Genomic DNA, 14,219 nt, shown 5'->3' with positions numbered 1-14,219 from the left:
AACAATACATATTAACCCCTATAAATAAGAAATAAGATTATGGCTGTTAACATTGCTGATATACAGAAACTACGTAAGATGACAGGTGCTGGTCTGGCTGATTGTAAAAAGGCTTTGACCGAAGCAGAAGGAAATATGGACAGAGCTGTTGAGCTTGTTCGTGAGCGTGGATTAGCCATTGCTGCAAAACGTTCTGATCGCGAGACTTCCAACGGTTGTGTTCTCGTTAAGAAGTCGAATGACTTTGCTGCAATGATTGCACTGAAGTGCGAAACTGATTTCGTTGCTAACGGTAAGGAATTCATTGAGTGCACCGAGCAAATTCTTGATGCTGCGATTGCTGCCAAAGCAAAGAACATCGAAGAGATATTGGGCTTGACCCTTGCTGACGGTAAAGACGTAGCAACGACTGTCAAACTTCGCTCTGGTATCACTGGTGAGAAAATGGAACTCGACGGTTACCTCTTCATTGAAGGTGAAAACGTGGAGACCTATAACCACATGAACAAAAACATCCTTTGCACCATGGTTCAGACCAACAAACCAGCAGAAGAGCAGGGACACAACATCGCTATGCAGGTAGCTGCAATGAACCCCGTAGCACTGAACGAGGAAAGTGTTACACAAGAGGTGAAAGATGCCGAGTACAAAGTGGCTCTTGAAAAGACAAAAGAGGAACAGGTAGAAAAAGCTGTGACCAATGCGCTGAAGAAGGCGGGCTTCAATGTTTACATCTCTGAAAGCGAAGATCACATGGAAGAAGGCATTCGCAAGGGTGAAATCACAGAAGCACAAGCTGACGAAATCAGAAAGCTGAAGAAGGAAGTTGCTGAAGAGAAATTAGCAAATTTGAACGAGCAAATGATTCAAAATATTGCTAAAGGTCGTATGAACAAGTTCTTTAAGGAGAGCTGCCTCTTGAATCAAGAATATATTCAAGATAGCAAACTGACCGTTGCAGACTATTTGAAGCAGACCGACAAAGAGCTCACAGTTGTGAACTTTAAGCGTTTTAGTTTGCGTGCAGACTAAACATCGTATCTTATTGAACTATCAATAAACCGTATAGAGCCAGTAAGGAGATTTTCTTTACTGGCTTTTTTCTTGCCTTTTTGCTACATGCCTGCTGGGCTGTTAGGTTCCCGCACAAAGTGTAGCCACTTGATAGATTGAAATTTTCATCTAAGGAAAATGAGCGTAGCTCTTGCAAATCCTTAAAAAAGAGACTAACATTCCTCCTCCCTATTCTTTGATTGAACAACGCTTTTTGTACAACGAACATGATCCACCAAACAGCATTTATATCATTGGTGAAACGCAGTTTTCGAAGATAATAAATGCTGAATTTTCTTTACAAAGTGCCTCTCATAACTTGCATGTAAATCACCAACAGCAAAGTTGGTCGCAAATATGCGAGTTTTGAGCGATGCTCATAATTCTTTGATGTTGAGCGTGTTATGCTTAAATATTTTCTTTTCGCACGTATTATTGCCATCTTCGGGCGGCTAAAGCATTGAGATAAGCCTACTATTTGCATGCTTTAATACTGCTGAAGCATGTAAATAAGACCTCTAAAGAGTGTTTCCAAGACCGTTAAGTTAATGTTTCGGCTTGAAAAGACGTTTATTTTGCCAAAATCAGCCCATTTTTGAAGGGCGTTTGCCTATTGTTTTTTTCTATTTTGAAGATTTTTAATGGTCGATTTTTGGTAAATTTATAGGACAAAAACACGGAACACCTTTAATAAGAATGAAAAGACTTAACATCATCATTTACTAAACTAAGGGAATCGTATTTGTGTAACAGTAAGGACAAGCGGCTCGTGCTTCTGTTCAAGAAAATATGAGACGGAGGGTACATCTCGCGTTAGTGGACGCACGAACTGCGCTTGTCCTCGAAAGAAAAAGGCACTTTCTTTGTCTTACTGGCATATAAATCACCGTTTTTATGTACATTTGTGACAGTTATTGCATTTAACTTGTTCAACAACATCCATTTTAATTATTCTTCTCATGAAAATATTTGCCGTTGGAATGAATTATAAGGAGCACAATAAAGAGCTCCACGAACCGTTATCTAGAACAGCAAGCCCTGTCATTTTTATAATGCCAGATTCGGCTTTATCCAAAGATCACAAGCCATTTTTCATTCCCGATGGCTTGGGTGTGATAGAATATGAAACAGAAGTTGTGGTAAGAATCTGCCGCTTAGGCAAAACAATTTCCTCCCGATTTGCGCATCGTTACTATGATGCGGTGACGGTAGGAATTGACTTTACGGCTCGAGAGTTGCAACAGCAGTTGCGTGCCAAAGGGCTTCCTTGGGAGCTTTGTAAAAGCTTTGATGGTGCCGCAACGATAGGAGATTGGATGGATATTGATAAGTTTCAGGACATTCAGCGGCTTCAATTTCACTTAGATGTGAATGGAAGTACAGTGCAAAAGGGGTTTACGGGTGATATGCTCTATAAAATAGACGAGTTGATAGCTTATATCAGTCGTTACTTTACGCTAAAAACTGGTGATTTGCTCTTTACTGGTACACCTGTGGGAGTGGGACCCGTACATATAGACGACCATCTTGAAGGGTATCTCGAGGATTATAAGGTTCTTGATTTCAATTGCAAATAATAGTGGAGTAATAAAACGTGTTACGAAGGATTAAATATATCTGTATTGTTTGGATGCTCTTGACAAGTCCGTTTTTAATGGCTCAAGCGCATTTTTTTAACTTGACAGCTAACGATGTCAAGATAGATAGCATCTTACCCTATTTCTCTCATTCGTTTGAGTTGAATGAGTGCTATGCCGATTCTTCCTACACGGTCTCCATTCTTTATCCTGAATTTATCGACATGACAACAGCGGATGTGGCACGCTATCAACAGCTTTCAGGCGCACCGCTACCTGCTCTTCCCTTTCCTCAGCACAAGATAGCAGTAAACAGAAAGAGAGGTTTGCTTCAGGTTGGCTTCTCTCCTTTGGTTTATCGAAATCACCGTTACCAAATTTTGGTGAGCTTCATGCTGCGCATCGAAGCCAAACCGCTCATGTCTTCGATGAAAAGAGTCACAGCGAAGACCCGAGCAAGCAGCACCAATCGGTATGCCGACCATTCTGTTTTGGCATCAGGGAAGTGGGCAAAAATACGAGTACCTTCAACGGGTGTGTACCAACTTACGGACGAGTTGATAAGACAAGCAGGCTTTACAGACCTTCAGAAGGTAAAAGTTTATGGCTATGGAGGACGACTTCAGAATGAGCAATTGGTATCTGAGGAACTCATCGCAACAGATGATTTGAAAGAAGTTCCTACTTGTTGGGTCGACGGGCGTAGGCTCTTCCATGCCTATGGCACCGTGTCATGGGATTCAAACACTGCCACTCGACGCACTCGCAATCCTTATTCGGACACTGGCTATTATTTCTTAACCCAGTCAGAAGATGCGCCTGTTGTCCTTGATTCCACCGCTTTTATCCACTCTTTTTATCCCTCTCCCGACTATTATCACACCTTATATGAAGTTGACGGCTATTCATGGTACCATGGTGGGCGCAATCTCTTTCATCCAAAAGCGATAGATGTAGCGGAAAGTGCTACTTACACCATCCCCTCTTTGGCATCCAAAGGAAAGGCGAAAATGGCAGTCAACGTGTCGGCTGGCAGTGCTTCGCGAATATCTGTCATGCACAACGGAAAGCAGTTGGGTGAACTCGCCATTGCTCTAAGCAAGTATGACAAAGGTAATGAGACATCGGGCGTTTATCAGATAGAGCGAACTTCCATGACCGATACCGTGAAACTAATCACTCGGTCGGGTTCTCCTTCACGATTGGATTATATTTCTTTTATATGGCAGGAGCCCCTCCCTGCCCCTCATCTCAAAGGAGTCAACTTCCCTGTACCCGAATTTGTACAAGCAATTACCAATCAAGACTTGCACGCTCACGGCTTTGCAGATATGGTCATCATCATTCCTTCCAGTCAGAAGTTGAAAGCACAGGCAGAGCGTCTCAAGGCTTTTCACGAGAAGCATGACGGTTTGCGTGTACAAATTGTTTCTGCAAACCAGCTGTATAACGAATTTTCGAGTGGCACGCCCGACGCAAATGCCTACCGTAGGTACCTCAAGATGTTGTACGACCGTGCCACGACAGCGGCAGACATGCCTAAGTATCTTCTGCTTTTTGGTGATTGTGTGTGGGACAATCGTATGCTTACTGCACAGTGCCAGTCGTTACATTCAGACGATTATTTACTCTGTTTTGAGAGTGAGAACTCTTTTAACGAGGTTGATTGCTTTGTAGACGATGGTTTCTTTTGCGCTCTTGACGATGGTGAAGGACTGAACAAGGACTTTAGCGACCAACAAGATATTGCCGTGGGGCGTTTCCCCGTAACGACCGAAGATGATGCCAAGGTAATGGTAGACAAAGTAATCGCCTATGTTACGAATAAAGATGCAGGTGCATGGCAAAACAATTTGGTCTTTATGGGCGATGACGGAGATAACAATTTGCACATGCAAGATATTGACGACACGGCAAACGCTATTTCAAGTCAATATCCGGGTTATCTTGTGAAGAAAATTATGTGGGATGCGTATCAGCGCGAAACATCATCTTCAGGGAACACTTACCCCGAAGTCTCGAGAATCATAAAACAGCAACAAGCGGCAGGTGCGCTCATCATGGATTACGGTGGACATGGCATGGCGACCCAAATTTCGCACGAAAAAGTGTTAAACTTGCACGACTTTCAAACATTCCAACATCCTCATCTCCCACTTTGGATCACAGCGTCTTGCGACATTATGCCTTTTGATGGTGAAACTCCAACCATTGGTGAAGTGGCTGTTCGGAATCCCCGAGGTGGAGCAATCTCGTTTTTTGGTACCACACGCACGGTGATAGCCCATTACAACGCGCGTATCAACACATCGTTTTTGCAACATGTGTTGAGTAAAGATGCCCATGGCAAGCCTGTAACGATAGGAGAAGCGCAGCGTTTGGCGAAGAACGAAATGATTACCGGCAAGAAAGACCTTACGTGCAACAAGTTGCAATATGCACTTTTAGGCGACCCTGCTGTTGCACTTCATCAACCCTCTTACAACATTGTCGTTGATTCTATCAATGATAAAGCATTGGCTTCAACGCCAACTGTGGCATTACAGGCAGGAAGTACGGTCACGGTGAAGGGACACATCGAGGGAGTATCCGATTTCCAAGGTCTTGTTTTTGCTACCGTTCGTGATAATGAAGAAAAAATCGTGTGCCGTCGCAACGATCAACAAGAAACCAAGGAGGCACTCACCTTTATGGATCGTCCAAGGACCTTGTATAATGGAGCAAATAAGGTGGAGAATGGTAAATTTAGCTTTGTGTTTGCTGTGCCGAGTGATATCAATTACTCCGAAGGCTCTGGTAAGCTCAATCTTTATGCCATCAGTGAGAACCACCAAATGCGAGCAAGCGGTGTGAGCGAAGCCTTTACGTTGGGAGGTGGTGCAGAATTGAAGACTGACTCGCTTGGTCCATCGATTTATTGTTATCTCAATAGTCCCTCCTTTGTCAATGGCGGCAATGTCAATAGTACCCCTTATTTCGTAGCAGAGATTAAAGATGACGATGGAATTAACGTATCGGGAAGCGGTATCGGTCACGACTTGCAGTTAATCATTGATGGAGATATGTCGAAGAGTTATAACTTGAACGCTAACTTTACGTACAATTTTGGCAGTTACACGGCTGGCTCAACCTTCTATCAGTTGCCCGAATTAGCACCTGGTCCTCATCAATTACTCTTCCGATCTTGGGATGTGCTTAACAATCCTTCAACGACCAAACTCTCCTTCAATGTCGTACGAGGCATGGAACCGCAGTTGTTCTCTATCGATTGTACCAACAATCCTGCTCGCGAAGCCACCACCTTTATCCTTGAGCACGATCGTGCAGGAGCAGTGGTTGATGTGGAGATTGAAGTTTTTGACTTGAGTGGCAGACTGTTGTGGCATCATCAAGAAAGCAGTGTGAGTACAACCAACACGCAAACTGTCAACTGGAATCTTACGGTTGAGAATGGAAATCGCCTACAAACTGGCGTTTATCTATATCGTGCCCGCATCTCTTCCGAAGGAAGTGCCAAGGTTTCCAAGGCAAAGAAACTCATTGTAATAAGCAATAATTAGCTATTATTTTCGTTAGGAAAATACCAATCGCATAGAATCGCAATAGAATGAATAGATTTTCAAAAATAAGTGTCCTCTTCGTATTTATCTTGTCGGCGCTCTCCTTATCCGCCCAAGACAAACGAAACATGTTTAATCCAGTGAACTACTCGGTCACCTCACAGATGATTGCACCCGATGCACGTGCGGCAGGTTTAGGTGATGTAGGTGTTGCCACCGATCCCGATGTGGTTTCGCAGTTCTGGAATCCTGCCAAATATCCATTTACCATTAGTCGTGCAGGAGTAGCATTGAACTACACTCCGTGGCTCAGACAGTTAGTGAATGATATCGACTTGGCTTATTTGGCTGGTTATTATCGCATTGGCGACTACAGTGCAATCTCTGGTTCTTTTCGTTATTTCTCTCTTGGTGAAGTAAACACGTACGTTGGGCAAACCAAAGACGGTGGAATGACAATTAATCCATATGAAATGTCCGCAGACATTGCGTATTCTTTGATGTTGAGTGAACACTTCTCGTTGGGAGCTGCCGTTCGTTGGATTTATTCAGATTTAACGTACGATTTTAAGGAAGAAACCACTCCCGGTTCGGCTTTTGCTGCCGATATTGCTGCCTATTATCAGAACTATATCAATCTCGGAGCACGTGAAAGTCAGTTAGGCATTGGGTTGAATATCTCTAATATCGGAAGTAAAATTACTTTTGGAGGCAGTGACAACAGTGAGTTTATCCCCACCAACCTACGTTTGGGTGCTTCTCTCATGGTGCCAGTTGATGAGTATAACCGTTTTACAATAGCGGCAGATGCAAATAAGCTGTTGGTTCCTACCTATCCTAAACAGGATGAAGGCGAATCCACTGAGGCTTATCAAGAGCGGGTGCAGAAAGACTATTATGATGTTTCAAGCATTGGAGGCATCTTTAAGAGCTTCGGTGACGCACCAAATGGTGCAAAAGAGGAGTTACAGGAAATCCAATGGAGTGTTGGAGCAGAGTATGTCTATCATGACCAGTTCTCCCTTCGAGTAGGCTATCATCACCAATCGGAGAATAAGGGTAACTTAAAATATTTTACTGTGGGAGCAGGTTTCAAGATGAGCGTGTTCTCATTGGATGCAGGTTATGTCATTGCCATGGCAAAGAGTAATCCGTTGGATCAAACCCTTCGCTTCTCTTTAAGCTTCGACATGGACGGTATCAAAGACTTGCTGAAGAGGTAAGCATCACACCCCCTACCCCTCACCAAAAAGGGAGGAAGCCTTTCATTATTAGTAGATACGCCCTCTTAACTTGTAAACTTGTCTACTCGTCACCTCGTAAACTTGTAAACTCGTAAACTTAAAAACTCATCAACTCAAAAACTCACAAACTCATAAACTTCAACTCCATGTCCTATCCTTCATTTCGCATTGGCTTTGGGTATGACGTTCACCAATTGGTAGAAGGTCGCGCCCTTTGGTTGGGTGGCATCAAGATTAGCCACGACAAGGGATTGCTGGGGCACAGCGATGCCGATGTTTTGATTCATGCTATTTGTGATGCACTCTTGGGTGCAGCAAATCTACGTGATATAGGATATCACTTTCCCGACACAGCCCACGAAACCTTAAATATGGATAGCAAAGTAATTTTGCAAAAAACAATGCAGCTCCTTGCGTTCAAAGGATATCAACTGGGTAATATAGACGCCACTGTATGCGCCGAACAACCTAAGATAAACCCGCACATCCCTGCAATGAAAACCTGTTTGGCAGAAGTCATGAATACCGATGAAGACAATATCTCTATCAAAGCAACAACCAGCGAACGCATGGGATTTGTTGGGAGGCAAGAAGGAATGGCAGCTTATGCAACCGTACTCATTGTGAAACAAAACTAATGTCTGGTAGTTGAACTTCTCTTTACACCATCCTCCAATTCTCGCATCTTTGGAATCAAATGCCCAACTTCGTCGCAAATAGGAGCAAAATGCAATCGTTTAAGCCACAGCGAGTCCATTTTTCAACACTTGTTCATATAAGCATCAAAAAAGAGGTGCACATTCACTTAAGAATTGTACACCCCCTCTTCATATTGTTTGTCAGTATTTCTTATATCACTGAGGTCAGTTCTATAAGCTCAACCTTATAAAATATGTAGTCATGAGACTACGTTTCAAAGGTCTATCTCCTGCAATCAGCTGTCCAAGTTTCACCACCTTTCACCATTAAGATGTGAAGCTCGGAAGCAGTTATCTTTATACCTTTTAGACCATCTGAGCCAAGACTAACAAATGTATTGTCATCTTTTTTCTCAAACTTGATACCTGTCAAATCAGGGATACTATTGTCAAATCTGAACGAATAGGTGTCACCCAACTTGCTAACGATAACCTTACCGTCGTCTGCACTAACTTTCTTACCTGACTCAATATTGAGATAAGTAATCTTACCCTTATAGGAGTCTACAAAAATGGTTTGGTCTGTAGGGTCTGTATCGTCGCTACATGCGACAAACCCTGTTGTTAGAAACAGCGAAAAAAAGAAAAGTGTGAATAGCTTTAATTTCGATTTCATATTAATAATGTTTTTGTTACAATCCGCAAGGTACGAAAAATTTGTTACAATTACGAATACAGAAACAAATTATTGATAAATAATTGTCATTATTCATCTAAATTAATATTTTGTAAAAAATATTCACTATAAGAGCTCGTGCGAAGAGCTTCGCTCAATCATGAGAGCTACTGGGCAAATATGGTTGACATATCTCGAACGATTATACGCATTGCACGTCTTATCCTCCACCAACTGGATTATAAAAGAGTCCATGTAATTACACCATGACTTGATACAAAAGGCGAGCGCTGTGGATTCGAAAACATTACTGCTTCGTAGTTTGCTTTAGAGTCTTGTGGCTACTTTTTCACTGGCAGGGTGTAGAGTATCTTACCTTCTTTGTTGATGGCATAGAGGGTGAGTTGCTCTTTGTTGGCACTAATCACAGTAAATCCTGCGGACCCATCGCACCAACGTGTGCCATCTGTTGGCTGTACAGGACGTGAGAGAGCTGCTGCAGAGTTGACCCAATAATTAATTTTGTCACCTTTTTTCTTGATATATTGAAAGTTGTGTATGTGACCACAGCCATATACAGCCACATTGGAATGTCGCTGAAGCACGGGCAACAGGCATTTCTGCATGTCGGCACGTTCTTTTTCCGACTTCGAAGTCTGTGCATAGATGGGATGATGACCCACACAAATCACCCAATCTTCGTGTGCAGCAGTCAACGTACTGTCCAGCCATGCCAGCTCTTGTTCAAGGTTTTGCAAATGAGCATCAGGATAAGTTTCGGTATTCTTTCTATATTTACTGATAAGGGGAGTAGTGTCAAGAAATACAATTCGCACCGTACAGCCATCACCTTCGAATACTTTGGAGTAGTATCGAGCTGGCATTGCCCATCGCCGGCTCACATGAGCATAATCGAGTACAGCTTGGGTATTGCCACGATATTCGTGATTACCCAAAACTGGATACCAAAAACACATCAGCTCTGGATGAGAATAGATTAGTTCATAATTAGTCATCCACAAAGGATCGGTAACGCTTTGCACGCCGTTGAAATGATGAACATCACCTACAGCAATCACTGCCTCGGGTCCAACAGTCTCCGCCATGGTACCCATCAGCTGGGCGATAGTTTTCTGGTCGTAATAACCATTACGTCCCATATCGTTCACCCAATACAGGTTGACATCAGCTTTCATTTGTTTCCAATCAGCAGGGGTTTGTGCCTGAGAGGAAATGAAAGAAAAAAGTAAGGTGACAACAAATAGTATCTGTTTGAAAAACTTTTTCATTTTCATGTTGATTGATGTTTATTTTGTTCCAAATGCTCCAAAGAAGTTACTGGCCACGGATGAAGAGAAATAATAATTTTGGTCATCAGTATTGCTCACCCATTTAACCCTCTTCATGCCAAAGAAAGCCAATCCGCTGGGAAAGTTAGGCTTCACTTCCGAAAATGCACCAGTGAGTTGGGGTACGCCAAGCTGAAGATGAAAGTCCCATGCTGGGTTCCATTTCAAGGGAGCCCCATTGGCAGGGTCATCGCTCTCACAGTTGATATTCATCTTATCGTTTTGAGTAAACTTAATAAATAATTTAGATAAATCCTCTGGAGCATGACTGGTGAGATTGTTGTCATCCCAAACAATCATCTTGAAGTCTTTACCTTGTTGCTTCACTCCTGTATTTGTGGATGCAAAGAAATAATTGGGAGAAAGCACACTGTTTTCGATATCAGCTCCATTTTTACTGGGTTGACGGATTCCATAGCGGTTGTCAACCAGTAAATTATTCACAAAAACGGGCGCAATAGCTTTCTCAATCCATACATTTCCACCTTTCTTATTCTTCGTTCGGCGCCATCCACAGTCAATAGCTGTATTATTGTAGATGACAAGCTTCGATGCAAAGTTCTTCTCCACACCCGACCCTGAAAGCTTAAACGCATTGGTACAGGCATTATATATCAGGTTGTAGGCTATGTCGAGTATGCATCCCGATTTCACATTGATAGCTTCACCGCCATCACTTTCGTTACCACTATCGGCAAACACGGACCCATAAATAATTCCATTACCACCTGTGAAATAAGTTTGGTCATTGTAATTGTCATGGAAGAAACAGTTAACGACAGCAAAGCGACCTTTGGTATTGCAGAAATGGAAGGCAGGTACCCCACCATCAATGGTGGTCTTGAACAATTTGTTTTGAAAAGAAAGGGAACTTTCCGTTGGAGTAGCACCAGCATGGGCTATCTCTGTATGACTTAACACCACCTCTTCACAATCGTATCCACAGATGATACCACCCCAGTCGTTGGGCTTGCCCGTATCCGAGCTGATAACTACGGGCTTTTCTTTCGTACCCATAGCGTAAAGGTTTCCTAATGCCACAATCTCTATAGGATGATCTTCCAAGGGCTTAGAGCTGACTGTGACCTTCACGCCAGGCTCGATATAGAGGGAAGCACCAGCAGGAATCTTGAACGAAGAGGTGAGTGTAGTGTCATGTGACCAAACGATAGAGCCTGTGGGATAAGAGGCTATAGTCGTCTTCACTGTATTTGCGTCACCTGTATTGATGGTTATGGTATCGGTTTTGGCAGCGTAATCGTATGGATTAATGTTTTCGTCTTCACACGAACTCATGCCTCCCATAAGTGTTACAGCTAATATGCTTACAAAAAAATAAAATCTCTTCATGTTAAATTTTACTAAAGTTGATGATTACAAATTTACTCTCACTCCAACCAGAAATGTGCGTCCATACTTGTAGGTTCCTACAATGGTACGGTCGTTTGGTTGTCCTGGTATCTTGGTATTAAACTCATTAACGGTTTTTAGGTACCGTTCGCGCTTAGAGTTGAGCAGGTTATTGGCTTTAACAAATAGGGATATGCCATTATTGAAACGCTTCTCGGCACTCAGGTCAAGCGAAAAGAGGTGCTTCTCCCACTCATCAGAATCAAAATATGGGGATACCAATACGAGTTGTGTCCCAGTATAAGCTGCTGCCAATTGTCCATTCCATCCATGTTGCGTATCTTTATAAAGCAAAGATAAATTAGCGGTATGTGGTGCCTGATTGATAAGTGGTCTCGTTTGGTCAACATTCTCCACTTGATTCTTTGCAATATAGCGTTTCTTGGTCGTGGTGATAGCTGAATGCGTATAAGTATAGTTGGCTTTCAATCCAAAGTGACGGATATACTTCACCACATCAAGCTCAATACCATAATTTCTAGCATTGCCAAGGTTTTGGGGCATATAGTAGCTGGCATTACCCTGACGCTGGTCTACATCGAAAGTTGTCTCAATCGGGTCTTTGAGATATTTATAAAAAACACCCAAAAGCACCTGTTCATCTTGCGATGGTAACCACTCCCAACGCAGGTCGAGGTTGTCAATACGTGCACATTTTAATAACGGATTACCCTTCTCGGTGTAGTCCTCACCATCCACCTGATAAGGCACAAGCTCATAGAATCCTGGACGATTGATGCTCTTGTAATAACTGAAACGAAGATTCATCTTGTCCTTAAATGTCCAGCGAAATGAAACAGACGGCAGATAATCCCAATACGACTGTTCACCAAGAGAACCCGTTGTCTCAAAACGTTGCAACATTGTGTATAGTTGGTTGGTATGCTCGGCACGAAATCCAGCTACTAGTTCATAGATTGGCGAAGTAAGTGTTACCATACCGTAGATAGCACCTATTCGCTCTTTAGAGTCGTAATTGAGTTGTGAGGCCTGCGAACGAGGTGTTTTGAGTGTCCAGTCAATTCTGTGAAACGTATCAATATCATTAGAAGACAGTAGGATACCATTATCTGAGGGTACAGATATGTAAGAGTAATATCGATTGTTACGCTTCTTGTTGCGATACATAGCACCTGTTTTCCATACTGCTTTCAGTCCTTCTCTGAAAGGAGTCGCCCACGAAAGATTGACATAGCCCGTCCAATCCTTATCGTCGTTATGCTGGAAACGACGCTCCTGTGATGCCGGGAATATCTTAGTGACCTTGCCACCTGTCACCGTGTTCTTGATAGTGGTATAGATACGGTCAGGATCTTTCTCTCTGGCATCGGCGAAAAGTCCTGCCCAATCTACCGTGAGGTTACGCGTGAAATGATGAGTTCCCTTGATATTGGATGCAAAGATATTCTGCGTTTGTGTCAAGGTACGCATCTCATCCGCACGTGTCCAGTTGCCATTTGCAAGGTCAAAGTCGTAGTCGGTCGTGATATCCATGCTGTAGCGTGTATTGTCCGCTTGACGACGCACGTACATGTTATACCACTCTATCTTGTGATTGTCAAGCGTGAAGTCAATCTTTCCATGCACGCCCAGGTTGAGATCGTGGATGGAATAGAGCCTTTTCTTGATGGAACTGATATAAGCAGCTTCCTCACCGTTAGCCATCACCTCCTTATTGAGCTCGCGTTCCGTACCACGATACGTATTCTGCAGGTTGGTAGCGAATATCACTCCAAGCTTTTTATCCCAAAAACGATTGCCGATAGAGATGCCTGCATGGACATTTGGCATTGGTACTTTATGGCGTGAAAGCTGAGTTCCACCATTCTTAAAGTCGGCATTGGTCGCATCGTAGGTACTTCCATAACGCTCGTATGGCGCTGTAGAGGTGGTACTTCCGCGCTTAGCACTTAAAAAATCGTAATTGATTTGTCCGAATGGAGATTGTGTTTTATCGCCTTGCCAAAAGAAATCGCTTGCCCCTGTTGCTACATTCGCTTGGAGTCTGAAACTGCCTGGAGCATCTTTCATATTCATATCTACCACACCACCCGCTGCATCGCCTTCCATATCGGCAGTGAGTGACTTAGATACAATAATCCTATCCATCAAATCTGAAGGGAAGATATTCAAGGGAATATAGCGATTTTTGTCATCAGGACTGGGTATTTTCACGCCGTTAACCAAGGTATAATTGTACCTTTTGTCCATTCCTCTTAGAATGGCATACGAGGCTTCACCCGACGCATCGTGCTGCATTGTTACGCCAGAGACACGCTGCAGCACTGTTGCCACATTGACATCGGGTGACACCTGAATGGCTTGTGCACTCATCACGTTGAGTACTTGCGACGAATTTTTCACCATCGCATAGGCGCTTACATCAGTGTCTTTTGTACGAAATCCCTTGACAACCACCTCTTTTAGTTCTTGTAGTTCGGGTTCCAGCTCCAGATGGACAAACTTTCCTGCGGACATATCCACCTGAACCTCCTTGGATTGATAACCTATATAGCTGGCTATCAGCGTAATGGTGCCTTGATTGGGCAGATCTTTCAACACAAAAGAACCGTCCAAGCCTGTTGAGGTGGCATGATGTTTCTCACCTTTCACTTGAACTACGGTACCAATGAGCGTCTCACCTGTCGACTTATCTTTCACTACACCCGTCAAAGAATCAGCAAAACAGACAGGAATGATGCCTAAAATCAG

The 14,219-nt window shown here is 43.1% G+C and carries 9 protein-coding genes; 5 read left to right on the top strand and 4 right to left on the bottom strand.

The window, feature by feature from the left end; translation table 11 throughout:
* The first annotated feature begins 39 nt into the window (after positions 1 to 39).
* From tsf to ispF, 5 genes are all read left to right on the top strand, one after another.
* Positions 40 to 1,032 carry a translation elongation factor Ts gene (tsf, locus tag BN35_RS05315; RefSeq protein ID WP_028900954.1) on the top strand — a complete coding sequence of 331 codons (993 nt, stop codon included), beginning with the start codon at positions 40 to 42 and terminating at the stop codon, positions 1,030 to 1,032.
* 980 nt (positions 1,033 to 2,012) lie between these two features.
* A complete protein-coding gene (locus tag BN35_RS05305) occupies positions 2,013 to 2,630 on the top strand; it encodes a fumarylacetoacetate hydrolase family protein (RefSeq protein ID WP_025072019.1) in 618 nt (205 codons plus the stop codon).
* A 17-nt stretch (positions 2,631 to 2,647) separates the two neighbouring features.
* Positions 2,648 to 6,190 (top strand): type IX secretion system sortase PorU, encoded by a 3,543-nt coding sequence (gene porU / locus BN35_RS05300; protein WP_025072018.1) that lies wholly within the window; start codon positions 2,648 to 2,650, stop codon positions 6,188 to 6,190.
* Between the two features lie 47 nt (positions 6,191 to 6,237).
* Positions 6,238 to 7,413, top strand: coding sequence for a type IX secretion system outer membrane channel protein PorV (gene porV / locus BN35_RS05295; RefSeq protein ID WP_025072017.1), 1,176 nt, complete (start codon positions 6,238 to 6,240; stop codon positions 7,411 to 7,413).
* A 167-nt stretch (positions 7,414 to 7,580) separates the two neighbouring features.
* Positions 7,581 to 8,072 carry a 2-C-methyl-D-erythritol 2,4-cyclodiphosphate synthase gene (ispF, locus tag BN35_RS05290; protein ID WP_025072016.1) on the top strand — a complete coding sequence of 164 codons (492 nt, stop codon included), beginning with the start codon at positions 7,581 to 7,583 and terminating at the stop codon, positions 8,070 to 8,072.
* A gap of 283 nt (positions 8,073 to 8,355) precedes the next feature.
* Here the strand turns inward: ispF and BN35_RS05285 are convergent, their stop codons facing one another.
* The 4 genes from BN35_RS05285 to BN35_RS05270 form a co-directional block, all read right to left on the bottom strand.
* Positions 8,356 to 8,748, bottom strand: coding sequence for a hypothetical protein (locus BN35_RS05285; RefSeq protein ID WP_025072015.1), 393 nt, complete (start codon positions 8,746 to 8,748; stop codon positions 8,356 to 8,358).
* 341 nt (positions 8,749 to 9,089) lie between these two features.
* A complete protein-coding gene (locus BN35_RS05280) occupies positions 9,090 to 10,037 on the bottom strand; it encodes a metallophosphoesterase (protein ID WP_025072014.1) in 948 nt (315 codons plus the stop codon).
* Between the two features lie 18 nt (positions 10,038 to 10,055).
* The gene (locus BN35_RS05275; RefSeq protein ID WP_028900953.1) at positions 10,056 to 11,447 is read right to left on the bottom strand and encodes a hypothetical protein; all 1,392 of its coding nucleotides are present in this window, start codon (positions 11,445 to 11,447) and stop codon (positions 10,056 to 10,058) included.
* Between the two features lie 24 nt (positions 11,448 to 11,471).
* Positions 11,472 to 14,219, bottom strand: a 2,748-nt coding sequence (locus BN35_RS05270; protein ID WP_025072013.1) for a TonB-dependent receptor, incomplete at its 5' end; no start/stop codon positions are given.

This window comes from Hoylesella timonensis 4401737 = DSM 22865 = JCM 15640, from assembly GCF_000455445.1.
Lineage (GTDB): Bacteria > Bacteroidota > Bacteroidia > Bacteroidales > Bacteroidaceae > Prevotella > Prevotella timonensis.
Note: the sequence above shows the minus strand (reverse complement) of the source record. Positions and strands in the feature narration are given on the sequence as shown.